We start from the raw sequence: 26,054 nt of genomic DNA, 5'->3' as shown, positions 1-26,054 counted from the left end.
TATGAGTTCGCGTGAATGTTCGTATGAATGGATAATGGTCCTCTCGCCAATGTATCGGTGATTCGGGGGAAAGGCAATACCTGTTTTACCAAGGGCACTATCCGGCCTGTCGCGCCGGATAGTGCCGTTGTCTCGGCTCAGAACAGAATCGCAGCGTGGAATCTATTATCCTCAGTTCGCCCCAGTTCCAATGTGGCGCCCATCGCCTTGCACGCGGCATCCGCGATGGACAGGCCCAGCCCCACGCCGGGCACGGCGCTGATACGCGAATTGGTGCCGCGATGGAACGGCTGCATCAGGTCGTCCAAGTCCTCCGGCAAGGTCTCGTCGGTGGTGTTCGTCACGGTCAGGGCGACGGATCTTCCGCCGGCCGTCATCCCAGGGGTGGCGTTGTCGTCTGCTGTCTCGGCGCCGCCCGGCACCTTCCCGTTTCCGTCGCTATCCGCGCCATGATCAACATCGATGGCGACCTCGATAGAGCCGTCCTGCACGTTGTGCACCGCGGCGTTGCGGATCAGATTGCCCACTGCAAGCGCCAGCAGCGACGGATTGACGGGCACTGTGACTGGATCGGCGGATTCGTCTGGACGGTCGACCCGTACAGTGAGGCTTTGCGCCCGGATGTCCGCGCCGATATCCTCGAGCGCGGCGCCCACGCAATCGTTCAGATTCGCGACGGTGCCGTCCGCCACGGTGCGGTCTGTCAGGGTGTCGTCCGTTATGGTGCGGTCGCCGATGACGCTGAGGCTGCTGCCACGATTGCCGCCATTACCGGTGCCATCTCCTGTGCCATCGAACGCCCCGCTCTGGATGCGCGACAGCGTCAATAACGCCTGCACCAAGGCCGCGCCGCGCCGGTTCGCGGCGAGCGCACGGCGCACGGACGGCTCCACGTCCTTGGGGAACCGGCCTTGGGCGAGCGGTGCGTCGAGGTTAGTTTCCACGGCGGCGATCGGCGTGCGCAGCTCATGCGAGGCGTTGGACACGAACCGTCGTTCGGCCTCGGAGGATGTCTGCACGCGGTCGAGCATGCCGTTGATCGAATCCACGAGCCGGTCGATGTCGTCATGGCCGGGCTTCACGTCGAGCCGCGCGCTCAGGTCGTCCGGCTGCAGCGCCGCCACCTGACGGTCCACGGCGGTCACGCGCCGGGAGAGCACCGTGCCGATGAACCATGCCGCCCCGACCGCGAGCAGACCGAACAGGGCGAGCATCACGATGGACACCGTACGCATCATGCCGGTCAGGGAGTCGGTGACGGCGTTCGCAGTGCCGATGATCACGCCGTTGCTCCGATCGAGGATGAGCGGCTTGTCCTGGGATGCGCTGGATTCGACGTCGTCCCATTCCTGCGTGTTCGCCGGGGAGTACAGTGTCGCCCCCTCAAGGTTGCCGCGCGTGCCCGAGTAGCAGGCCATGGGGATGTCGCCCGTCGGGGCGGCGTCCGAATACTCCTTGCGCGTGGAGACGGAGACGCTGCCGTCGGAGTTCATGCACAGCGACATCATCTCATTCTGTCTTGCGGCGGTGCGGGTCACGATGATGTTCTGTGCGACGATCAACGCCGTCATCATCGCGATGATCGTCAGCGCGACGGCCAAGGTCACCTTCGCGCGGAACGATGAGGGACGCAGCCGGCGGGCCAGGGCGGCGAGACGGTTGAGCAAGGGACGGAGTCCTTGCATGCGGCCGCCCGCAGGGGAGGTCGGGGAGAGAGTTGTCATGACAGCCGGTATCCTTCCCCTCGCGTGGATTCGATGGCGTCGCGGTCGCCCAGCTTGCGGCGCAGCGAATAGATGGTGGTCTTGATCACGTCCGCCGGTTCGGCGGCGGACGCATCATCCCAGACCGTCTCATACAGTTCCTGCACGCTCACATACCCGCCGTCCGCACGCATCAGTTCGAGCAGTACGCCGTACTCCTTGGGCGTGAGTTTGACAAGCGTGCGGCCATGGTCGCGGAAGACCAGCCGGCGCGTGGTGTCGAGCGTCAGATCCCCATGCGTCAAGACCACGGCCGTGGCGTCGGCCCGGCCGGCGCGACGCTGCAATGCCCGGAGGCGCGCCAGCAGTTCCGGATAGGCGAACGGCTTGGTCAGATAATCGTCCGCACCGAGATCGAGCCCGCTCACCCGGTCGCTCACCTCGGCGGCGGCTGTGAGCATGATCACCGCCACAGGCAGACGGTTCGCGGCGATCGTGGCCATCACCGCGTCGCCCGACAGCACCGGCAGGTCGCGATCCAGCAGCACGATGTCGATGGTTTGCTCGGAGATGGCCTGCAACGCCTCGGTGCCGGTCGTGGCCATGCTCGTCGCATACCCCTCGTATCGCAGCGCGTCATCCAACGCGTCCGCCAGCTCACGGTCGTCCTCGACGATGAGAATCCTCATGATTCCGCCCCTTCCGCATGGTTCCGCTGGTCGGGTCTGGCCGGAACCATGTACGTCAATTATCCATCCGCCGTTACTCATCCATCGTTGCGGCACCACGGTAAGGCGAAGGTAAGGGATTCTCCCACCATCGCGCCACCGGTCCGGAGGTGTCATGGAAGCGACGCCGCGATGATGCCGTATGTCACGAAGGATGCGATATCCGCTACCGGCGTGGAACAGGAAGCGAGGGAGCAGCCGATGAACACGGGAAACAGGTTTGCAGGCAATAACGCGACGGCCGATGAGTCGCTGGCTTTGACAGCCGACCGCTACTGCCGGGACGCCCGGCCTTTCAGAACACTGCTGGCGGCCGTTGCCGTCATGACCTGTCTGATCGGGCTTGCCGCTTGTTCGTCCTCAAGCGCCGGAGACGGTACAACGGATGCTGCGCGGGACTCCGATCCGGCATCAGAGACCGGTCCTCAGGCTCAATCGGGCATGTCGTCGGACGGCATGGATGCCGACCCTGTCGCGAACCTCACCACGGCCGAACTGGAGACGATCGCCAAACGATTCACGGCCTGCCTGGTGGAGAAGGGCTTCGACGCGAAGGTGGTTGAAAGCAGCGCGCTGGCATCCATCGGCTCTTCGGAGCCGGCCCCCAAGACCACCGTAGTGGTGCGACGGCTCGACGCGGACGGCACCCCCATCATCCCCGGGCCCGGCACGCAGATCTCCGGCGACTCCGACCCGCTCTACCCGGACGTGATGTACACCATCGTATCCGCGGAAGAGGGAGCATGGGTGGGGTTCCAGAATTCCAAGGCGCTCTCCGGCTCGATCTACGCGGACAAGCAGGCCGACTATGCCGCCTGTGAACAGACGAACCCGGACTTCGCGCAGCCTAACTATGCGACGACCGTCGGATCATCCGATGGTACGGCGGACTCCGAGGCGCAACAGATCCTGATCGATTTCGCCCGTCAGGCCCGCGCGGACGGATTCGACTGGATGCCCGACCCCGCGCCGGGCGAGGACAAGATCGTGGAGATCCCCTCGGACGTCTCTTATCAGGAGCTGCGGCGCTTCTTCGACACCTATTCGGGCGACAAATGGCCCACCCATGACGGCATTCCATTCGGCGTCGGCTGCACCGGCGAATGCGAGGCCTACAACCGCATCCTTGCCGAACAGCCGTAAGGCGAAGGTAAGGCGATCGCTCACCGACACGCCACCAGTCGGGCTATTGAATGGACAGCGATGACAACGGGCCGGACAACAGCCCGTACACACAACCCGAGAAGGAACCCATTATGCGCACTGCAATCGTTGTGCCGACAAGCCTGAACGACAACTGCAAGAACAATTCATCAGGTGGCCGCCCGACCCAGTCCGCCGGACGTCCAAACGCCCGCGCAATCCGCCGTACGCTGGCCCTGACACTCGCGTCCGGCCTGTGCATGGCCGCGCTCGCCGGTTGCTCCTCGCCGTTCGCCGCGAACGGCGGCGACGATACGGGCGTCACCGGTATCGATACGTCCACGAACGGCGGCGGCAATGCAGCCGATGCCCTTCCCACAGATGCGACCGCCAAGCGGTTCCTCTCCTGTCTCACCGGCAAGGGTTTCGATGCGCAGGCGAGCGCGGCCCCCGGCATACCGGATGCGGAAGGCAAGGCGAAGGCGGCGACCTCCAAGAACATGGTCATGCTGCGCATGATCGACGCAAGCGGGCAGCCGGTCGCGTCCGGTGACGGCGGCACGAGCGTGAGCGCCGGCGCCGACACCCAGTCGTTGTACGCGAACGCCATGCTCACCTCCATCGACTATGGCACCGTATGGGTGGCGTTCAAGGACGCCACGGCGCTCGCCGGCTCGCCCTACGAATCGAAACAGCAGGAATACGCTGATTGCGAGGCGAAGAACCCGGACTTCACACAGCCGGCTCAGGATTTCACCGCAGGCGCGCCCACCTATTCCGAGGAAGAGCGGCAGGCGGCGCTCGACTACGCCAAGAGGGCGCGCGCCAAGGGCTTCGGCTGGGTCGCCGACCCGGCCGGTGACGAGCCGACGACGATCCTTATCCCCAAGACGGTCGGCGAGGAGGAGCTGCGGCGCTTCCTCAAGGAATGCCCCGTCGGCGACGCACGCATCGCCTTCGGCTTCGATGGCACGGCCGAGGAATTCGGCTACGACTACATGAAGGTGCTGGACGAGGCGACGGGTGCGGTCTCGTGACGGCACAGTGTTGCGACGGCACGATTTCGCGACAGCACAGGCTTGTGACAACACAGTGGCGTGGCGGCATGATTTCGATGCGATACGCGTCTCATGTGTGCGAGTCCCATCAAATCCTGTTTGACCCAGATTCCGACGCAATGACAGTGAAGGAGCCATAACCATGACACGGACGGAAGCCAGACGGTTTTCGAGTAGTCGGCGGATAGCCACGGTCGTCATCGCGCTCGTCGCAGTGACCGCACTGGCCGTGACCTGCGCCGTCATGAAGCCATGGACGCTCATCGGCCACATGACGGCGGATAGCCAGCAGACGACGCAATCATCCGCACCACGGAAGGTCGATGTGACCACGCTGCGCGCCCAGCCGGTCACTAAAGGCGTGCTCAACGCCGAAACCCGGCTGGGCGCCACCCTGACATATGACACGGCATCCGACTTCGCCGAGGCGACCGGCGTCATCACCCAGTTGCCTGTGGCCGGCAAGCAAATCGGCACCGGCGAACAGGTGTACGAGATGGACGGCATACCCGTGGTGCTCTTCCACGGCGAGCGCCCGTTCTGGCGCACGCTCGACACTGGCACCACGGACGGGCCGGACGTGGCCCAATTGGAGCAGAACCTCGCCGAACTCGGCTACTTCTGGGGCGCGCCGGACAACCATTTCGACGGATACACCAAGGAGGCGGTCCGCCAATGGCAGCGGTGGTCGCTCGGCCTCGACGGGGACGTCGCCAACGGCGTCTTCCAGCCGTCCAGTGTGGCCGTGGCCCCTGCGGCGCCGATCCGCATCAAGACCGTGGTCGCCAAACTGGGGCAGACCAATGTGAGTCCGGCCAGCTATACGGGCGTCACCCTGCACGCGCAGGCCACGATCACCGCCGGACAGGCCGCCACGTTCAAGGCCGGCGACAAGGCGAAGGTCGTCCTGCCGGACAACACCACCCTCGACACCACGCTCACCGCGGTCGATCAAGGTGGTCAGTCCTCCGGCGCGTCCACCGGACAATCCTCCGGCCAGTCCAATGGCAAGGACGGGCAGGTCACCCAGCCTTCGGTGCGCATCGACTTTCCCGATCAGACACAGGTGGCGGAATTCGGGGCCACGGCCATCCAGATCATCGTGCCGAACGCGGACGCCGCGACCGAGGAGACGCTTATCGTACCGGTCACCGCGCTCATCGCATCCGCCGGCGACCAGTACGCGGTCGAGGTGATCAGGGGGGAGTCGCTCGAACGGGTGCCGGTCGAGATCGGGCTCGTGGCCAATGCGCAGGTGCAGGTCCTCAAGGCCGACGGCCTGAAGGTCGGGGACAGGGTGGTGGTCTCATGATGCAGGGAGGTCTCATGAGGCGCGATGATGCGGCGATGGGTGTGACGTGGGGTGGCCTCGCGGCGTGCGACGATCCTGTGGCGTATGACAATCCTGTGACGCGCGAGGATTCCGCAATGCACGCCGATCCCGATTCCGACCGGGGCGGGGACGCGGGGCATCCGCCGTTGCTGACGTTGCGGCATGTGACCAAGGCGTTCGTCGGCAAGGACGGCTCTCCGTTGGAGATCCTGCACGACACGTCGCTGGCGATCGGCCGCGACGAACGGATCGCCATCGTGGGCCCGTCCGGCTCGGGCAAATCGACGCTGCTGTCACTGCTCGGCACGCTCGACATGCCCACCTCCGGCATGGTCGCCTACGACGGTGCGGACGTGGCCTCCATGGGGGAGCGGCGTCGCAGCGCGTTGCGCGCCGAACGCATCGGCTTCGTGTTCCAGCAGTTCCACCTCATCGCCACCGTCTCCGCGCTGGAGAACGTGATGACCGGCCTGCAGTACACCACGTTGCCGCGCAGGGAGCGGCGCCGTCTGGCCGTCGAAGCGCTGGAGCGCGTGGGACTCGGCGAGCGCATGCATCACAGGCCCTCGCAACTGTCCGGCGGCGAACAGCAGCGCGTGGCCATCGCCCGCGCATTGGCCAAACGTCCGGACATCATCTTCGCCGATGAGCCGACCGGCGCCCTCGACACCGCCACCGGGCACGCGATAGTCGATATGCTGCTCGCCGCCGGTAAAGCAGGGGCAAGCCTGGTGGTCGTCACGCATGATCCGAACGTGGCCGCACGGTTCCCCCGACGCCTGCACATCCAGGACGGCGTGGTCACGGAAACGGTCAAGGAGGCGGTCGCATGAACAAGCCTGCAAACGTTCTCACCAACAATGCTGCAAACGGTTGCACCCAGGAAGGCGCAAACGATTGCAGAAGGACTCCTGCGCGAAGGACGATCGGCACCCGCGTCCTCGACCTGCTGCGCACGGCATGGTTCGGGGCAACCGGGCGCATCTCGCGTACGATACTGGCATCCTTGGGCATCGCACTGGGGGTAGCCGCCTATGTGGCCCTCTCCGGCATCGCCGCCTCCAATCAGGCGGCCCTGCTCGCCCGGCTCGACGCGCTCGGCGCGAACCTGCAGGTCGTCACCCCCGGTCAGGATTCCAGCGGACAGTCCGTGCCACTGCCCGAATACGCGCCCGAAACCATCGCCCGTCAGAGCGCCGTCGAACGGGTTGGCGTGTTCCTCACCGCGCCGGACGGGGCGCGGGTGTTCAAAAACGAGCTCGTTCCCTCCACCAACGGCAACGCGCTAGCCGTCATGGTCATGCGCCCAGACACGCTCGACGCGGTCGGCGTCGGCATCGCCCAAGGCCGAGGCATCGACCGGAACAACGAGCATCTGCCGGTCGCGGTGCTCGGCTCCGAGGCGGCATACCGGCTCGGCATCAACGAGCCGGGCGACCGTGTGCTCGTCGACGACGCCTGGTACGGGGTCATCGGCATCCTCGAGGCCGCGCCGCAGGCTCAGGACATCGACTCGTCGGTCCTCATCGGCGCCGACTACGCGCTCGCGCACTATGCGGACCAAGCCGACGACATCGGCCGAATCAGCCGGATCTACGTGCGCACCCGCCCCGGTAACGCGGAGGCGTTGCGGCGCATGATCGCCCACGCGGCCAACCTCTCCGGCGGCAACGTGTCCGTGACTGCGTCGGCGAACCTGTCCGAGGCGCGCAACACCACCAACGACTCGCTGACCGCGCTCGGCCTCATGATCGGCGTGATCGCTCTGGCGGTGGGAGGTATGAGCATCGCCAACATGATGGTCGTCACCGTGATGGAGCGGCGCGGCGAAATCGGCCTGAGGCGGGCATTGGGAGCCACGCGCGGCGCCATCCGCATGCAATTCGTCACCGAGGCGGCTATGCTCTCCGCCATCGGCGGACTCGCCGGCGTGACAGTCGGCGCCGTCACAGCCGTCGGCGTCGCGACCGGCATCGGCCAGCCTCCCGCACTCGACTGGCATGGCCTTCCGACCGCCTGGGCCGCCGCCGTCATGGTCGGCATCCTCGCCGGCATCTATCCCGCCTCCCGAGCCGCCCGCATGACCCCCACCGAGGCATTGCGCGGGGTTGTCATCTGATGCTGTATTCGTTTGATCTGCTTTGTTCTGGCATGTTATAATTTATTCATGCGTGTCAAGGAATGGGCGGCTCGTGAGGGTTTGAACGAGCAGACGGTGTGGAAGTGGTGTCGTGAGAATCGCATGCCCGTTCCGTTCGAGCGTTCGGGGAGCGTGTGGCTCATCCATGATCCCAAGTATGAGCAGCAGTCCGCTCCCGTCGTGGGGTCGCGTACCGTATGCTATGCGCGTGTCTCCTCCGCCGACCAGAGGACGGACCTGACGCGGCAGGCGGACCGGTTGAAGGCGTTCGCCATCAATATGGGTGTCGAATCCCCGGAGGTGGTTATGGAGACCGGTTCGGGCATGAACGACAGGCGGCGTAAATTGAACCGCATCCTCGCGGACCCCACGGTCGGCACCATCATCGTGGAGCATCGCGACCGTCTGGCCCGCATGAACGCCGGACTCGTCGAAAGCGCGTTGAAGGCGCAGAATCGCCGGCTCATCGTCGTGGACGACACCGAACCGGACGATGATCTCGTCCGGGACATGACCGAAGCGCTCACCTCGTTCTGCGCGCGCCTGTATGGCAGGCGTGCCGCACGGAACAAGGCGGAGGCCGCGTTGAAGGCGGCGCGTGATGCTTGAGGCCGTCAAGGTCGCGTTGGACCCGACACCAGCGCAGGAGCGTCTATTGTTTGCGCATGCGGGGGCGGCCCGGTTCGCGTTCAACGCTGGCTTGGCGCACGTCAAGGCGACGATCGACGCACACGGGAAACCGGAGTGGTCGCTGTACGCGCTGCGACGCTGGTGGAACGCCAACAAGAACACGCTGGCCGTGGACAAGGACGGCGTGCCATGGTGGCCGGAGAACAGCAAGGAGGCGTACAACAGCGGACTGGAATCATTGTCCGACGCGCTCATGAACTGGTCGAAAAGCCGGAAGGGGCGACGCAAAGGCCGTCGTATCGGCTTCCCCAAGTTCAGGGCGAAGGACCGGACGACACCCCGGTTCGCGTACACGACCGGCTCATACGGTCTGATCGACAATGATCCGAACGCGTTGAGACTGCCCCGGATAGGGCGCGTGCACTGCATGGAGAACATCACCGCCCGGGTCGGCGACGCTCGGGTGCTGCGCATGACCATCACCCGGCATGCGGGCCGCTGGCACGCCTCGCTGACCGTGGAACGCGCCGACCCCACACCGACCATCCCACCCAAGGGCGGCATGGTCGGCATCGATCTGGGAGTCAAGACGCTGGCCGTATTGTCGGACGGCACCATGATCGCCAACCCGCACACGCTCAAGACAGGCGAACGCCGGTTGAAACACGCCCAGAAGGCGTTGTCCCGCAAGGTGAAAGGCTCGAACCGCCGCCGCAAGGCACGCGAACGGGTCTCGCGTCTGCACGCCCACGTCGCCAACCAGCGACGCGACCTGCTGGACAAGCTCACCACACGACTCGCCTCCACCTACTCGGACATCTCGATCGAGGACCTGAACGTGAACGGCATGATCAGGAACCATCGGCTCGCCAAATCGATCATGGACGCATCGTTCTTCGAGATACGCCGCCAACTGGAATACAAGACCGCACGAACCGGCGCGCGACTCCATGTGATCGACCGCTGGTATCCGTCAAGCAAGACATGCTCGAACTGCGGGAGAGTGAAAGCCAAGCTCTCCCTCGACGAGCGCGTCTACCATTGCGACGGGTGCGGTCTCATCATCGACCGCGACCTGAACGCCGCGATCAACATCGAGGTCGCCGGGAGTGCCCCGGAGACCCTAAACGCGCGCGGAGCGGGCGTAAGACCCGCCACCCTCCGGGATGGCGGGCAATCCGCAGTGAAACGCGAACCAAGCAGCCGCACACGCGGCGTGAGACTTGGAGCGGACACTCGCAAGAGCGTCCTGCAAGCCAAAACAAACTAGCTTGCAACGGAATGAGTCTCCGGCTCATGTGCTAGCGTCGATACGTTGCGATCAATGGAACGTAAAGGAGACGCATGGGCGACATCAGGCGGGAGATGGAACGTCTGCGGCCGATCTACGAGACCGGCGTGCTCCGACTGCTGCTGCGCCAGCACGCCATGCTGTATGTGGCGCTGCTTCGCGCCGCGTTCGACCCATTGACCGGCGAGCTGCCCCGCGAAACCGTGGAGGAGCGCTTCGCGCAAAGTCTGCAGCTGTTGGAGAAGACCGGCGACTACGTACTGCACGACCAATCCTATGGCGATGCCGCGCACCGCATCCTCACCGACCTCACGCGTGAAGGGGAGGGTGACTACGCGTGGCTCGCCAATTCCCATGATGCGGCTTCCCACCGCTTCCTCTACCGGCTGACGGCCCGCGCCCATCGTGCCATCGAAGCCCTGAGCCGTCTGGAAGACCAATCCAGCGCATTGTCCGGCGCGCAGGCCAACAGCATCATCATGGAGATCGAGCACGCACGCATGCAACTGACCGCCGATCCCGGCGAGCGCGTCAGACTGCTCAACAAGGAGATCAAGGAGCGGCAGCATGAGATCAGACGGATCCAACACGGTCAGCAGCATGCCACGCTGAACCGGTCGCAGGTGGAGGACATCATCGCCGTAATCCATAATACGTTGCGCGGTGTGCCGATAGACCTGCGTGAACTGGTGCTCACCGAACGGGACAACGGCGATGCGCTGCGCCGCCGCATGCAGGCCGGAGCCATGAGCGTGGACGACACGCTGAACCGCTACCATGAGGACTATCGCCGTTCATTCCGCGAATCCGATGCCGGACGCCGGTTCGAGGACGCCTTCCAGGTGATCATCACCGATGAAGGACGCCGGCAGATCGACTCCGCATTGCGCGATATTGCCAAAACCCCGTATCTGGCCGGAGACTCGGCGACGCTGCTCGGGCAGATACGTGACGAGCTCGCCCGCATCTACGTAGGGCTGGAAGCGGTCCGCAACCAGATGCGCGTTTCGGATGAAGCCATCAGCCGTCTCGTACGCCAGCAGACCGACACCCGCTACCGCACGATGATGAACAGGCTCAACCGTCTGTATGTGAGCCTCAATGCCTCGGCGCAAGCCCATATGGGCGATGCCTCGCGACCATATGCCACCGATACGGCAAACGCGCTGTTCGCCCCGCTGCCGATGCGACCGGCACGGTCCATGACCCACACCGCGACGCCAAAGCTGAGCGGGGGACCATCGGCACCCGACACCGACATGGTGAGCCTCAAGGACATGGTCACCAGCGGAGGTCCACGGCTCAGGCACATGATCGACCTTATCCGGCGCAATCCCGTCATCCAGGACGGTCTGGTGGATGTGGCCGCCAGCTTCAACCGGCTTCCGGAACGCGAACGACGCGAAAGCGAGCTCGTCGGATTCCTCGGAGGGCTGCCCTCGGCTGCCAAGGGGAACGTCGATGACGGACCGGCAATGGACGCAACCTGGCATTGCATCGCACTCGACGGCTCGGATAGGGATTGGCACACCATCCCCTTGTGGGCGACTTTGGAGGAACTTGACGCTATTGCGGAGGAGGAGCAGGCATGAACGAACCAGTGGCCAACCCATACGCCTTGTTCGAAGGCGATTGCGGCGACATGTCCGCAGACGCGCGCATGGCGGCCATCGCCCTGAAACGCGAGCGCTATATTTCCGGCCGGCTATATGATCTGGTGGACGACAACCGTGATGCAGTGCTGCGCTCGCTGAACAACGACCTGTTGGATCTGGTCGTCAACGAACGATACCGCATCATGTATGCGACACCTGTCGCCGGAGACGACGTGTCGCTGCGTTCGCTCAAGACGCGCTCCAGTCTGAAACGCGAGGAGGCGGCGCTGCTCGCCTTCCTGCGCATCCGCGTGCTCGAATACGAGAACACCCGGGTGGGCCGTGACGAATGGCTGGTGAGCTTCGAGGAGATGCGCGCGGCGCTCGCCTCCGGAGCAGGCTACCTGGCCGCGCGCAACGACGAGGAGGGCGTGCTCAAACAGATTGGCGCCGTCGTATCCTCAATGATCACCTACGGGTATCTGAATCGTCTGGACGACGAAGCCATGTATGTGATCACACCGCTGGTGCCGGTCGTGCTCGACCGCGAGCTCGCCGACACATGGCTGGATGCCGCCGCCCATGATCTTGAGGGACGAGACGAAGAGCGGGACGCTGCGGACGGCGACCGGCCTGCGTCGGATTCCACGCCATCCGACGATGCTCCTGACGATGGGGAAGCCATGCCCGATGAGTCCCTGTTCGCCGAACCGCTGTTCGGAGCCACGAATAATGCCACGGATGGCTCCGGCGAAGACCATGCCCGCAATAGCGTCGAACAGACGGATGCCGACACCGGCGCATCCACCGACTCGGACAAGCAAGGGGAGTGACGATGCCATCCACTGAACTGCATATGATCGCCGACCGATGGATGATGACCAGCCGTCGACTCGTCAACTGGGGGTCCTACGAGGGATACCACGAATTCCGTCCTTCCACGGATTCCGCACTGCCCGTGACGCTGCTCGCCGGCGCCAGCGAATCCGGCAAATCCACATTGGTCGACGCACAGATATCGCTGCTGTACCCGACCGGAACCCCATTCAACAAGGCCTCGAACTCCGGGCGTTCCGAACGCAGCGATTACACATACCTGCGCGGCATGATCGGCGTGACCAGCACCGCCCACGGCGACGAGCCGGTGTATCTGCGCGGACGCGACTCGGCCACCGGCGCACCTCAGGCCGTCTGGGGCGCGATTGTGGACACGTACCGCAACCAGACCACCGGCCAAGTGCTGTCCTGCGCCAAATTCCTGTATCTGATGCCCGGAGACGGCCGCGGAGACATGCGCCGCCAGTACGCGGTATGGGGCAAACCCATCGATCCTAGGCTGATGGACCAATACCGAGAATCCCCCTTCACCCCCGCGCAATTGCGGGCGGCGTATCCCGAATGCCTGACCTTCCCCAGCGCGGAATCCTTCCACAGCCATATCTGGTCCGTCATGGGGTTGAGCGAGGAGGCCTGCCGCCTGCTGCACAAAATACAGTCCGCAGACGCCCCATCACGTCTGGACGACATCTTCAAACAAGGCGTGCTCGGCGTACCCGAGGCGCTGGACCTGTCACGAGCCACCGTGCACGACTATGAACGCTATGCCACGAACTTCCATGCCATGCAGGAGAAAACCGAACGCGTGGAGGCTCTGCACGGCATCCAGCGCGCGTATGACGATTACGCCAAGGCTCGTGGACGCGTACATATGTTCGACACCATCCGCCCGATAGGCACAGGCGCATCCGCATCGCTGCACGACTGGGCGACAGCACGCATGGGCGCGGAAGTCAGCGCACAGCTGCCCATCGACCGCGCCGAAGCGCAGGCTTACGAGACCGAAGCGCGCAACGCAAAACGGAAAGCGGAAAACCTGCAAAGCCGCATCGACATGATCCGCGGCCAGATGCAAGGCCTGGACGGCGGAACCCTCTCCCGACTCGAAATGGAACTGAACCAGACCCGACGCTCCTGCGAGGACGCCGAATCGAACCACGCCCGAATGGAACAGGTGTTCGAATCCGTCGGCGAACAGCTGCCCTCCACCGAACAGGCATGGAACGAGCGGCGCATTAACGCAGTGAACTTCAAACGGTCCTACGACGAACGCGCCACCCGATGCGAGGAACAGCTCACCGCAGCCATCAACGCCCGCGCGGACGCACGCAACGCGATGGAACGGCTGCAACATGACTACGACCGTCAGAAATCCCGTCGCACCCGCATCACCCAACAGATGGACGACAGCCGCGCCATGCTCGCACGCGCCACCGGTCTGTCGCCGGACGAACTGCCCTATGTGGCCGAACTCATGGATGTCCGGGAGACAGAGGAATCCTGGCGACTCGCGATGAACGTGGCCTATGCGCCCATCGCGCAAACCATCCTTGTGGATAAACGGCACGAACAGGGATTCGCCGCCAAGGTAAGCGCCATCGACCCGCATGCCATGACCCGCAGAACCTGGCAGTTCATCGACACCGAACGCGAATACGCCGACGAAGCCACGCAGACCGAAACAACATCGCGAACATCATCGCAGGAATGGCTCTCCGACAAACTGCGCTATCGCGAGGACTCACCGTTCACCGGATGGCTGCGCTCGCAAACCCGGTCCGAACGTCTCGACGCCCTGTGCGTGGACGCCATCGACGATGCCGATCGCGATACACGTCAGATACAGGAGGACGGCCAGATCAAATCCGGCTCACGCGGGCAGCACGGCGTCAAAGACCGTACGCCGATCATCGGTTTCGTCAACGAGGCGTATCTCGCCGAACTCGAAGTGCAGATCGAGCAGTCCTGTCAAGCCTTCCAACAGGCCAGCCGCCAGTACGACGACGCCAAACGCGAGTCGGAAACGCTGCACCGCAGGCTCGAGCTCGCCAACCAACTTGCGTACACCTCATGGGAGCGCATCGATGCGGCGGGCCAGCGCAAGGCCGTCGCCGATATCGAGGCGTCCATCGCCTCGATCAAGGAAGACCCCAAGCTCGCCGAGCTCGCCCACCGCAAAGACGAACTCACCGAGGAACTCGAAAGTGTGGAACACGAACGCATGAACGCCAGGCAGTTGGCGACCGCATGCGCGCAGGCCGTCGAGGCCGCGCTCATCTGGATGCAGCGTCACACCACCGACACGGATGATGGCGGGAAAGGCGACGCCCTCCCATCGGCGGCCGACCTGCCGGAGACGGCGGCGGCAGCGTTATCCGAAGCATATGAGAACCGGTTCGCCGGCATCGATGACCCCGCCCTTCGCGCACACATGATCATCGGAGCCGGAACGCCGGCGACCGGCGGGAAAGGAACCCAATCGCCTGCACCGTCCTTCGCCGAACGAATCATCGCCGGACTGTCCAACGACATCGGCACACGCATCGAGGCGCTCGAGGCGCAGGCCGACGCCGCCCGCACCACCGTGGAATCCAAGATGAGCAACTACATCGCCATCTGGGCGGCTGGGGACGATGCGCTTACGGCCAGTGTGGATGATTACCGGTACTATATGGATGAGCTCGCCAGCCTCTCCCAGCTGGCGGCGACCACGGCCACCGACGCCGAATACGAGCGGTGCCTCGACCAGCTGCTGATGAGCTTCCTGACCATCAAACGCGCCATCGACACCGATGCCGACGACATCCACGACCAACTGGATCGCATCAACGCCATGCTCAAGGGGCAGCAGTTCGGCCCCAAACACGGCAGCCTGTCCCTCCATGCCGATGTGCGCAGCCCCGAGAGCACGTTCTCCCGAGAGCTGCAACGCATCATCGCCAAGCTCAATGCATGGAAGACCGGCGGCAAGACCGCGGACGACCAGGCGCGGCGAGACGGCGCCCACAACGCCTTCGCCGCATGCGCCTCGATGATCACACTGCTGAAAGAGGAGCTTGCGGACGTCAAGGACGCCAACGGCATCAAGCAATACGGCGCCCACAATCTCGATCCGCGCTGCCGCTCCTCGTTCTACGCCATCGTGCATCATCAGGACGGCATGGACGAACGCATCACCTCCACGGGCGGGCGATCCGGCGGCGCGCTGCAGGAGCTCACGTCATTCGTCTATGGCGCCGCGCTGATCTATCTGCTTGGCGGCGGTATGGAGAACAGGCTCAAACCCTGTTACACCACATTGTTCCTGGATGAAGCCCTGATCAAGGCCGACGGGCGGTATACGCAACGCGCCCTCACCGTGCTGCCGCGCCTCGGATTCCAAGTCATCGTATCCGCGCCGGAAAGCAAGACCGGCGAAATCCTCGAAGTATCCACCAAAGCGTACGTCACCTACAAGGATCCCGACACCGGGCTCACGTGCTTGCGGGAAGCCACCGTGGACGACTACGACGACTCCTTCGCCGAGGAGCAGCCGCGCATCGGGGAGTGACCATCGACACGTTTCGAACGCCTGTTCGAAACGTGTCGTGGAATCGGGTATCCTGAATACGGATCAGACGCACGCGCGCCCACAACGACAAGGGTCGGCACCACGCGTGCGGACACATGGAATACGACGGAAGGCGGGACAGCGGTGGTGGCATCGCAGAATGGGGCACGGCATGCGACCGGGGGAACGACCTCGAAGACGGGCAAGGGGAGGAACGGCGAGGTCATTGTCGAAAAGGTGATGACCAGCGACTCGTTCCTCGCGCGCGAGATCAGGAAAGCCCCTCTCGTCGAACATGACGGCACGCTCGTCGCCGACATCTCGCATATCCCGAACGACCTCAAGATCACCATTCAAGGCGCACGCGAGCACAATCTCAAGAACGTCGACCTCGCGATCCCGCGCAATCGCATGGTCGTGTTCACCGGGTTGTCGGGCTCAGGAAAATCCTCACTCGCGTTCGACACCTTGTTCGCCGAAGGGCAGCGCCGGTACGTGGAATCGCTGTCCGCTTATGCACGTCAGTTCCTGGGGCAGATGGACAAGCCGGACGTCGATTTCATCGAAGGTCTGAGCCCCGCCGTCTCCATCGACCAGAAGACCACGAACCGCAACCCTCGCTCGACGGTCGGCACGATCACCGAGATCTACGATTATCTGCGACTGCTGTTCGCGCGCACAGGCATCCCGCATTGCCCCGAATGCGGCGAACCGGTGGCCTCCCAGACCCCGCAGCAGATCGTGGACACGCTGCTGGGATACCCGGAGCGCACACGTTTCCAAATCCTCGCCCCAGTGGTCAAAGGGCGTAAGGGCGAGTTCGTGGACATGCTCGAGCTGCTGCGCTCCGACGGCTACGCCCGTGCGCTCATCGACGGCGAGGTGAAGCAGCTCTCCGATGACATCAAGCTCGCCAAGCAGAAGAAGCACACCATCGAGGTGGTGGTTGATCGACTGGTCGTCAAAGACGGCATCCGCCAACGGCTGACCGATTCGGTGGAGACCGCGTTGAAGCTCGCCAACGGCAGCATCGTCATCGATTTCGTGGACGAGGAGGAAGGCTCCCCGGCACGCAGGCAGCCCTTCTCCGAGCACCGCAGCTGCCCGAACGGACATACGCTGGAGCTTGACGAAATAGAGCCCCGCACCTTCTCGTTCAATGCGCCATATGGGGCTTGCCCGGCCTGCACAGGCCTCGGTTTCAAGCTGGAGATCGACCCGGAACTCGTGATCTCCGACCCGGACAAGTCGCTGGCGGAAGGCGTCATCGAACCGTGGAGCGGCACGAAGATGACCTCCCAGTATTATGGCCACATCCTCGAAGGACTGGCGCGGGACATGGGCTTCTCGATGAAGACACCGTGGAAGGACCTGCCGGCGGATGTGAAGCATGACATCCTGTACGGCCATGATTTCAAGGTCGACGTCTCCTACCGCAACCGGTGGGGACGTCTGCGCGAGTACTCCACCGGGTTCGAAGGCGTGGTCCGCACGTTGATGCGCCGCCATGACGAGACCGACTCCCAATCCATGCGCGAATACTACGAATCCTACATGCGCGAAGTGCCCTGCCAGGTCTGCCATGGCCGAAGGCTCAAGCCCGAGGTTCTGGCGGTCACTGTGGACGGCAAGTCCATCTTCGATGTCTGCGACATGCCAGTAGTGCACGAACTCGCGTGGGTGAACGGCCTCAAACTCGAAGGTTCGGCGCAGATGATCGCCGGAGAGGTGCTGAAGGAAATCAAGGCGCGACTCGGATTCCTCAATGATGTCGGACTGGACTATCTGACGCTCTCGCGCGCCGCCGCCACACTCTCGGGTGGCGAGGCGCAGCGCATACGTCTGGCCACACAGATCGGATCCGGCCTGGTGGGCGTGATGTACGTGCTCGACGAGCCGTCCATCGGCCTGCATCAGCGGGACAACGAGCGTCTCATCGAGACCCTGCATCATCTTCGCGACCTCGGCAACACGCTCATCGTCGTCGAACACGACGAAGACACCATACGTCAGGCCGATTGGGTGGTGGACATCGGCCCCGGTGCCGGCGAGCACGGCGGCGAAGTCATCTATTCCGGCCCCGCCAAGCATCTCATCGAGGCGAAACGGTCCATCACCGGCGATTACATCGCGCACCGACGTGAGATCGCCGTTCCTGCACATCGCCGTAAAGTCCACAAGACCAGCATGCTCAAGGTGGTTGGCGCGCGGGAGAACAATCTCAAGAACATCAATGTGAGCTTCCCCCTCGGCGTATTCACCGTGGTCACCGGCGTCTCCGGTTCCGGCAAATCCTCACTGGTCAATACGATCCTCTACCCGGTGCTCGCCGACAAGCTCAACGGCGCCCGCATCGTGCCGGGCAAGCATACGCGCGTCGAAGGTGTCGATCAGGTGCGCAAGGTCATCCATGTGGACCAGAACCCCATCGGCCGGACCCCGCGTTCCAACCCCGCCACGTACACCGGCGTGTGGGACAAGATCCGCACGCTGTTCGCCAAGACACCTGAGGCGCAGGTGCGCGGCTACGGACCGGGACGCTTCAGCTTCAACGTCAAAGGCGGACGATGCGAAGCCTGCCACGGCGACGGCACACTGAAAATAGAGATGAACTTCCTGCCTGATGTCTACGTTGAATGCGAGACCTGCCACGGCAAACGCTACAACCGTGAGACCCTCGAAGTGACATACAACGGCAAGACCGTCTCCGACATCCTCGATATGCCCATCGAGGAGGCCGCCGATTTCTTCAAGGCATACACCGGCATCTCCCGGTATCTGAAGACCCTGGTGGACGTCGGCCTCGGCTACATCCGTCTGGGCCAGCCGGCACCCACACTGTCCGGCGGTGAATCGCAGCGTGTGAAGCTCGCCACCGAATTGCAGCGCAGATCCGACGGCAAGACCGTCTATATCCTCGACGAGCCGACCACTGGACTGCACTTCGAAGACGTCAACAAACTGCTCAAGGTGCTGCAGTCCCTGGTCGATAAAGGCAACACCGTGATCGTCATCGAACACAACCTCGACGTGATCAAGGGAGCCGACTGGCTGATCGATCTCGGCCCGGAAGGCGGTGACGGCGGCGGCACCATCGTCACCGAAGGCACACCCGAGCAGGTCGCCGAATGCGCGGACTCCTGGACCGGCCGCTTCCTCAAGCCGATGCTGGATCAGCGGTGACGTGATTGTGCTGCATGAGCATTCATGTCGAGTTGACCTTGGCCGGTAGCGTCATCTGTTCGTAGGATAGGAGGAGGATTATGACGAACGATATTGAACGGCATAGTCCGGATGAGTGGCGAAAGACCGCTGCAGCATTGCAGTCGCGAAACAATGGCCAATCCTCCACAGATGAAGCTATGGTGAACGCGAACGGGGCTCCTCTGCTGGGGGATTCCCGCGATCTGTTCCGCCCGAAGACCTCGGACATCCCTGCCAAACCGGGCGTATACAAATGGCGTGACGGGGAGGGACGCGTCATCTACGTCGGCAAGGCGAAGAACCTTCGCAACAGGCTCACCAATTATTTCCAGCCGCTGTACCTGCTACATCCACGCACACAGACCATGGTGCTTACGGCACGAAGCCTGGAGTGGACCGTCGTGGCCACCGAACTCGAGTCACTGACGCTCGAATACACGTGGATCAAGGAATTCGACCCGCGATTCAACATCCAGTTCCGCGACGACAAGACCTATCCGTATCTCGCGGTCAGCACGGGGGAGCGAATTCCCCGCGTGTGGGTCACCCGGTCGCGCAAACGGCGGGATACCAGATATTTCGGACCCTATGCCAAGGTGTGGGAATTAAGGCATAGCGTCGACAGGCTGTTGAAGACCTTCCCCGTGCGTACCTGCACCGCCAACGTGTTCCATAAGGCGCAATTGACCGGCCGTCCTTGCTTGTTCGCGTCAATAGGCAAATGTTCTGCGCCATGTGTGCAACGTATCGGCCCCGAGGAGCATCGACGGCTTGTCGAACAGCTGGTGGGCGTGATGACCGGCCGCCTTGGCCGCTCATATATCGCACAGCTCACCCGGGAGATGAAGGAGGCCAGCGCCGAACTGGAATTCGAACAGGCGGCCCGGCTGCGCGACCAGATCCAGATGCTGGAAACCGTAGTGCAGCAGAACGCCGTCGTGTTCGATCAGGATGTGGACGCCGACGTGTTCGGCTTCGCCAGCGACGAACTCGAGGCATCGGTCCATGCCTTCTACGTACGTGCCGGGTCCATCCGCGGAGAACGCAATTGGAGCGTCGAACGTGTGGAGGATATCGCCGATGCGGATCTGATGGCCGACCTCATCGTTCAGGTGTATTCCGACGCCGCCGCCGCTCGCAACGCCACCACTGGCGGCGCAGCCATCTCGGAGCGGCGCGAAGCCATCGGCTCGACACAGACCATCACCGCCACCGACGCCACAGCCCGTGCGCAAGCCACCCGCGAGCGCAACAGTAGGCAGGAGACCACGGGACGCATTGACCTGCTCGCCCCCATAGCTCCCGTACCGCGTGAAATCATCGTGCCCATCGAACCATCGCGTCGCCAGGAGCTTGAAACATGGCTGTCCGGACAACGCGGAGGAGCGGTGACCATCCGCGTCGCCTCGCGCGGCGACAAGAGACAGCTCATGGACCGCGCCAACGAGAACGCCAGCCAGGCGCTGCAGCGTGCCAAGATGAGCCGCATCTCGGATATGGGCGCCCGCACCCAGGCGATGAACGATGTGGCGAAGGCGCTTGGCATGAGCGAAGCTCCCCTGCGCATCGAATGCTACGACATCTCCAACACCGTCGGCGGGGCGTTCCAGGTGGCGTCGATGGTGGTGTTCGAAGACGCCATCGCGAAGAAATCCGAATACCGTCGGTTCGCCATCCGCGGCAAGGACGGCCAGGGCGCGGTCGACGATTTGTCGGCGTTGTACGAAACCCTGACGAGACGATTCCGGCATGGCAATATCGCCGGCGATTCAGGCGAGAGCATCGACGCCGAGCAGCGGGTGGCTCACGAGACGGCGGCGATGGATATGGGCACCGGCGACGCCAAGCGCGACGACGCGGCGGATGTCATCCAGCAGAACACCGACCGACGCCATTTCGCCTACAAGCCCAATCTCGTCGTGGTAGACGGTGGGCATCCGCAGGTCATGGCCGCGGCCAGGGCGCTTGCGGATTGCGGCGTGGATGATGTGGCCGTATGCGGCTTGGCCAAACGCCTTGAAGAGGTGTGGGTTCCGGACGACGATTACCCGATCATCCTCAAACGCCAATCCGAAGGCATGTATCTGTTGCAACGTGTCCGGGATGAATCGCACCGGTTCGCCATCACCTACCACCGCCAGCAGCGCCGCAAGGGCGCTCTGCGCAGCGCGCTCGACGAGATTCCCGGCATCGGAGCCAGCTATCAGAAACGACTGCTCAACCATTTCGGTTCGGTCAAAGCCATGCGCGAAGCCGATATCGAGGATTTCATGCAGGTCAAAGGCATCGGGCAGGCCAAAGCGGAAGCGCTGTACCAGGCTTTGCATGCCGCCCAATAGCATGAACGATCATGTCGGCTGACGGCATCTGCCCATGATGTCGGCTAGCATAGGAACAGTTGAAGAGGAGGGGACATGATCAACCATCGCTGTGCGGTGCTCGGCAAGCCCATCGCGCATTCGCTCTCGCCCGTGCTGCACAATGCGGCATACGCATCACTCGGATTGCATGATTGGGCGTATGGCAGGCATGAGGTGGGCGAGGACGATCTTGACGGATTCCTCAAGAACCTCGACCCCACATGGGCCGGGCTCAGTCTGACCATGCCGCTGAAACGGACCATCCAGCCGTATGGCAGGCCGACGAACCTGTGGGCGCGAGAGTTGAAGGTGGCCAACACCGCCATATTCGACTGGTCGCATCCCGTCGATGACCCGCAGTGGGCGCATGGCAGGCCGGAGATCAGACTGTTCAACACCGATGTCATCGGCATACAATTGGCGTTCGACCATGCCAATCGGGAACTCGGCCTGCATCACCGCCCCGACCGCGCCGGCACGGCATTGATTATCGGCAACGGCAACACCGCCACATCCGCGGTCGCCGCCTGTTGCATGATGCAGGAGATCGGCCACATCACTGTGGCCTCCCGTCACCCCGGGAAGAACGCCGCGCTGCGTCCCTTGGCGAGCAAATATCTCACTGGCCACGCCCCCTATGAGGAAATCGATATGGCGGATGACCGGAGGCTGACGGCCACCGCTCAGGGGGCTACGTACGTGATCAACACCATTCCCGGACATGCAGCTGACGGCATCGCCTCCATGCTCGATGAGACCATGCACGCCGCGTCGGATTCCGGCCTCTTGCTTGACGTGGTATACGATCCCCGACCCACCAGGTTGATGAATGCGTGGCGCGATCATGGCGGTCATGCCATCGGCGGTGAGGAAATGCTGCTGTATCAGGCTCTGATTCAAGTGCTGCTGATGACAGGAATCTGGGACAACGACCCGCCCAGCGACGCCGACAATCGTATTCAAGACACCACCACCGAGGACGATCAACTTGAGATAGCGATGCGCAACGCATTGGAGGAGGCACTGTGATGGATCAGCAGGCTGTACATGACGCCGGACAGGAGTCCGGTACGCCGACCGCTAACCGTCCCACTCCGGCCGACGCGTTCGAGGTACTGCTCATCACAGGCATGTCCGGGGCGGGGCGTTCGCGTGCCGCCGGCACTATGGAGGACATGGGATGGTATGTGGTCGACAACCTGCCGCCCAAGCTGCTCGTGCCACTGGTCGATATGATGACCACCTCCGGGTCCGACAGCGGCATCCACAAACTCGCCGCGGTGATTGACGTCAGGTCCCGCAGCTATTTCGATGATTTGTCCGCCGTGCTCAGCCATTTGGACGACCTCGGCGTGAAGACGCGGATCCTGTTCCTGGATGCCAGTGACGCCGTGCTGATCAAACGATATGAATCCGTGCGCCGTCCGCATCCGCTCCAGCACGGCAATCGGCTGATCGACGGCATCCTCGAAGAACGGCATCTGCTCGCCAATCTGAAGGAGCGCGCGGATTGGGTGATCGATACGAGCGCGTTGAGCATCCATCAGCTGTCCACCAAACTGTATGAGACGATGCTCGGGTCAGGCCCCACCACCGTCGCCGTGCATATCTTCAGTTTCGGGTTCAAATACGGCACACCCATCGACGCCGATTTCGTGGCCGATGTTCGTTTTCTGCCCAATCCTTTCTGGGTGCCCAGCCTGCGTGAACTCACCGGACATGACAAACCGGTCGCCGACTACGTGCTGTCCAGCAAAGGCGCCGTGGAATTCCTTGACGCCTATGAGAAGGCCATCGAGACCGCACTTGAGGGATATGCACGTGAAGACAAGCATTTCGTGACCATCGCCATAGGATGTACCGGCGGACAGCATCGCTCGGTGGCCATGAGCGAGGAGCTCGCACGAAGATTGCGCATGCACGGCCTTGATGTCACCGTCTCCGCAAGAGAACAGCATGATCGCCGCTCATCATGAGTGATCACACTGCGAGAAGACGGTGGCCAAAAACCATATCGAACGGGTTTAAATGTCCACGAGATTAGGTATCACGGTAACCCGATGGTTGTCGACGTGCGATGGCACGATGCAGCAGAAGCATTGAGAAGAACGAGACTGTAGGAGGTTGGATCTTGGCTCTTCTGGACGATGTCAAAAGCGAGTTGGCAGCTTTTGATGGCGATTCGCCAGCCGCAATCAAAGCCCAGGCGGCGGCCATGATTCGATTCGGCGGCGGACTTCACCGCATAAAGAACTCATACATAATCCAATTCGAATGCGCCTCGCTCGCGGCGGCCGAGTGGTTGCGAGACACGTTGAAGAACGTGTTCGGCCACGAGTCTGAAATCAAGCATCTGACCCGTCAGGCGCCGAACGGCCCGATGAAGACCTACGTGGTGTTTGTCACCCGCAACGTAGTCGCCTTGGCGTTGCAGACCGGCCTCGTCGATAGGCGCAAACAGCAGGTTCAGGGGCTTCCCGCCGAAGTGGTCAATGGTTCCATCGCTCAGATCAAGGCCGCCTGGCGTGGCGCGTTCCTGGCCCGAGGCTTCCTTTCCGAACCGGGCAAGGCGAGTTTCCTAGAGATTGCATGCCCGTCCGAAGAGGCGGCCATGGCATTGTGTGGCGTGGCGCGTCGTCTGGGCATTCAGGCCAAGCACCGCACGCTGCGCAGTTCCGAGCGCGTTACGTTGAGGGACCCCGATGCCATCGAGCGCATGCTCAAGCTGATGGGCGCCACCCGCTCGGCGAGGGAATGGACCGGGAAGCGATCCGATGGCGAGGCCAGGGGCAAGGCGAATCGCCTGGCGAATTTCGACGACGCCAATATGCGCCGCAGCGCCAAGGCCGCCGCAGAAGCCAGCATCAAAGTGCAGCACGCGTTCGAAGTACTCGGTGACAACATCCCCGAGAATCTGAGGCAAGCCGGCCAGCTGCGTGTCGACCATGTGGACAAGAGCCTCGAAGAGCTCGGCAAGATCGCCGAGCCTCAGATCACGAAGGACGCCATCGCGGGCCGAATTCGCCGGCTGCTCCAGCTGGCCGAGAAAACCGAGAAAGCGCGTGCGGCGGAAGGAAAATAGCTCTTCCCGCCCACTGTGCCAGTGAATTGACCACACCGCATTCGCCCTGCGAGGCAATGCGGTGTTTTGTTCTCAAAAGCCTGTATTATGCGAATTGGCAAAACTGGCCACTTTGGCGTCGAACGTCAAGGAAAGGATATTCATGAAGACACTCAAGGATCTTGGAGATCTCAAGGGTAAGCGCGTTCTGATGCGTGCTGATTTCAATGTTCCGCTGGACGGCACCACGATCACCGATGATGGTCGTATCAAGGCCGCCCTGCCGACCATCAAGACCTTGCGCGAAGAAGGCGCCAAGGTCATCCTGATGGCCCACCTCGGCCGTCCGAAGGGCAAGGTCGTCCCCGAGCTGAGCCTGGCTCCGGTCGCAGCGCGACTCGGCGAGCTGCTTGGCATCACTGTGCCGCTGGCCAAGGACACCTACGGCGAGGACGCTCAGGCCAAGGTCGCCGCCATGAACGATGGCGACGTCGTGCTGCTCGAGAACGTCCGCTTCAACCCGGAGGAGACCAGCAAGGATCCAGCCGTGCGCGCCCCGTACGCCCAGAAGATCGCCGCACTCGGCGAGGTCTTCGTCTCCGATGGCTTCGGTGTCGTCCACCGCGCCCAGGGCTCCGACTACGACGTGGCCGCCGATTTGCCGGCCGCCGCAGGCCTGCTGGTCGAGAAGGAAGTCAAGGCCCTCTCCAAGGCCACCGAGAACCCGGAGCGTCCGTTCACCGTGGTGCTTGGCGGCTCCAAGGTCTCCGACAAGCTCGGCGTGATCGAGAACCTGCTTGACAAGGCCAACCGCCTGGTCATCGGCGGCGGTATGGTGTTCACCTTCCTCAAGGCCAAGGGCTACGAGGTCGGCACCTCCCTGCTCGAAGAGGATCAGCTCTACAAGGTCAAGGGCTACATCGAAACCGCTGAGAAGAACGGCGTCGAACTGGTCCTTCCGACCGATATCGTCGTGAACCCCGGCTTCCCGGCCGGCGATACCCCGGTCGCCCCGGAGGTTGTCGCCGCTGACGCCATCCCGGCCGACAAGATGGGCCTGGACATCGGCCCGGAGTCCCAGAAGCTCTTCCACGACAAGATCGTCGACTCCAAGACCGTCGTGTGGAACGGCCCGATGGGCGTGTTCGAGATTCCGGAGTTCGCAGCCGGCACCAAGGCTGTGGCCCAGGGTCTGGTCGACGCGACCGCAGCCGGCGCCTTCACCATCGTGGGCGGCGGCGACTCCGCTTCCGCGGTCCGCAACCTCGGCTTCCCGGAGGATGGCTTCTCGCACATCTCCACAGGTGGTGGCGCTTCCCTCGAGTTCCTTGAGGGCAAGGAGCTGCCGGGTCTGAAGGTACTCGAGTAGTCGAGCCGTAAAGCAACCAGCCCGAAGGGCTGATTACAGGCGAAGGGGCGGC

17 protein-coding genes and 1 pseudogene are annotated in these 26,054 nt (G+C 63.1%); 16 read left to right on the top strand and 2 right to left on the bottom strand.

Annotated features, from left to right (window positions below):
• Positions 1 to 137: 137 nt before the first annotated feature.
• The gene (locus tag BREU_RS03035) at positions 138 to 1,724 is read right to left on the bottom strand and encodes a sensor histidine kinase (RefSeq protein ID WP_052381999.1); all 1,587 of its coding nucleotides are present in this window, start codon (positions 1,722 to 1,724) and stop codon (positions 138 to 140) included.
• Positions 1,721 to 2,392 carry a response regulator transcription factor gene (locus BREU_RS03030; protein WP_044088249.1) on the bottom strand — a complete coding sequence of 224 codons (672 nt, stop codon included), beginning with the start codon at positions 2,390 to 2,392 and terminating at the stop codon, positions 1,721 to 1,723. Before BREU_RS03030 ends, BREU_RS03035 begins: the two co-directional genes overlap by 4 nt.
• 240 nt (positions 2,393 to 2,632) lie before the next feature.
• Here BREU_RS03030 and BREU_RS03025 point away from each other — a divergent pair, with 240 nt between their 5' ends.
• The 16 genes and pseudogenes from BREU_RS03025 to BREU_RS02950 all read left to right on the top strand — a co-directional run bounded on the left by BREU_RS03025 (position 2,633) and on the right by BREU_RS02950 (position 26,002).
• Positions 2,633 to 3,574: a hypothetical protein gene (locus BREU_RS03025; protein ID WP_140464697.1), complete on the top strand. Its 942-nt coding sequence runs from the start codon at positions 2,633 to 2,635 to the stop codon at positions 3,572 to 3,574.
• 113 nt (positions 3,575 to 3,687) lie between these two features.
• A complete protein-coding gene (locus BREU_RS03020; protein ID WP_044088247.1) occupies positions 3,688 to 4,611 on the top strand; it encodes a hypothetical protein in 924 nt (307 codons plus the stop codon).
• Between the two features lie 163 nt (positions 4,612 to 4,774).
• Complete coding sequence (locus tag BREU_RS03015) at positions 4,775 to 5,944, top strand: peptidoglycan-binding domain-containing protein (RefSeq protein ID WP_044088246.1); 1,170 nt, start codon at positions 4,775 to 4,777, stop codon at positions 5,942 to 5,944.
• Positions 5,945 to 5,958: 14 nt separating this feature from the next.
• The gene (locus tag BREU_RS03010) at positions 5,959 to 6,798 is read left to right on the top strand and encodes an ABC transporter ATP-binding protein (protein ID WP_223847871.1); all 840 of its coding nucleotides are present in this window, start codon (positions 5,959 to 5,961) and stop codon (positions 6,796 to 6,798) included.
• Positions 6,795 to 8,084 (top strand): ABC transporter permease, encoded by a 1,290-nt coding sequence (locus BREU_RS03005; RefSeq protein ID WP_052381998.1) that lies wholly within the window; start codon positions 6,795 to 6,797, stop codon positions 8,082 to 8,084. The genes BREU_RS03010 and BREU_RS03005 overlap by 4 nt, the downstream gene beginning before the upstream one ends.
• A 48-nt stretch (positions 8,085 to 8,132) precedes the next feature.
• Entirely contained in the window at positions 8,133 to 8,714 is a 582-nt protein-coding gene (locus BREU_RS03000) for an IS607 family transposase (protein WP_044088245.1), read from the top strand.
• Positions 8,707 to 10,005 (top strand): IS607 family element RNA-guided endonuclease TnpB, encoded by a 1,299-nt coding sequence (gene tnpB, locus BREU_RS02995; protein ID WP_044088244.1) that lies wholly within the window; start codon positions 8,707 to 8,709, stop codon positions 10,003 to 10,005. The genes BREU_RS03000 and tnpB overlap by 8 nt, the downstream gene beginning before the upstream one ends.
• 74 nt (positions 10,006 to 10,079) lie before the next feature.
• Complete coding sequence (locus tag BREU_RS02990; RefSeq protein ID WP_044088243.1) at positions 10,080 to 11,618, top strand: DUF3375 domain-containing protein; 1,539 nt, start codon at positions 10,080 to 10,082, stop codon at positions 11,616 to 11,618.
• Positions 11,615 to 12,244 (top strand): annotated as a pseudogene (locus BREU_RS02985) (DUF4194 domain-containing protein); the annotation flags it as partial. The gene BREU_RS02990 and the pseudogene BREU_RS02985, both read left to right, overlap by 4 nt.
• 212 nt (positions 12,245 to 12,456) lie before the next feature.
• Positions 12,457 to 16,008: an ATP-binding protein gene (locus BREU_RS02980; protein ID WP_044088241.1), complete on the top strand. Its 3,552-nt coding sequence runs from the start codon at positions 12,457 to 12,459 to the stop codon at positions 16,006 to 16,008.
• A 240-nt stretch (positions 16,009 to 16,248) separates the two neighbouring features.
• Positions 16,249 to 19,191, top strand: a complete 2,943-nt coding sequence (gene uvrA, locus BREU_RS02975; protein WP_375137544.1) for an excinuclease ABC subunit UvrA — start codon at positions 16,249 to 16,251, stop codon at positions 19,189 to 19,191.
• 80 nt (positions 19,192 to 19,271) lie between these two features.
• Positions 19,272 to 21,551 carry an excinuclease ABC subunit UvrC gene (gene uvrC, locus BREU_RS02970; RefSeq protein WP_044088238.1) on the top strand — a complete coding sequence of 760 codons (2,280 nt, stop codon included), beginning with the start codon at positions 19,272 to 19,274 and terminating at the stop codon, positions 21,549 to 21,551.
• 75 nt (positions 21,552 to 21,626) lie between these two features.
• The gene (locus BREU_RS02965; RefSeq protein ID WP_044088237.1) at positions 21,627 to 22,601 is read left to right on the top strand and encodes a shikimate dehydrogenase family protein; all 975 of its coding nucleotides are present in this window, start codon (positions 21,627 to 21,629) and stop codon (positions 22,599 to 22,601) included.
• Entirely contained in the window at positions 22,601 to 23,548 is a 948-nt protein-coding gene (gene rapZ, locus BREU_RS02960) for an RNase adapter RapZ (protein ID WP_044088236.1), read from the top strand. Before BREU_RS02965 ends, rapZ begins: the two co-directional genes overlap by 1 nt.
• A gap of 155 nt (positions 23,549 to 23,703) precedes the next feature.
• Positions 23,704 to 24,654 (top strand): DNA-binding protein WhiA, encoded by a 951-nt coding sequence (gene whiA / locus BREU_RS02955; protein ID WP_044088235.1) that lies wholly within the window; start codon positions 23,704 to 23,706, stop codon positions 24,652 to 24,654.
• Between the two features lie 142 nt (positions 24,655 to 24,796).
• The gene (locus BREU_RS02950; protein ID WP_044088234.1) at positions 24,797 to 26,002 is read left to right on the top strand and encodes a phosphoglycerate kinase; all 1,206 of its coding nucleotides are present in this window, start codon (positions 24,797 to 24,799) and stop codon (positions 26,000 to 26,002) included.
• Positions 26,003 to 26,054: the final 52 nt, after the last annotated feature.

The organism is Bifidobacterium reuteri DSM 23975 (genome assembly GCF_000741695.1).
Lineage (GTDB): Bacteria > Actinomycetota > Actinomycetes > Actinomycetales > Bifidobacteriaceae > Bifidobacterium > Bifidobacterium reuteri.
The sequence above is the reverse complement of the archived record's forward strand: the minus strand, read 5'-3'. Positions and strand labels throughout refer to the sequence as shown.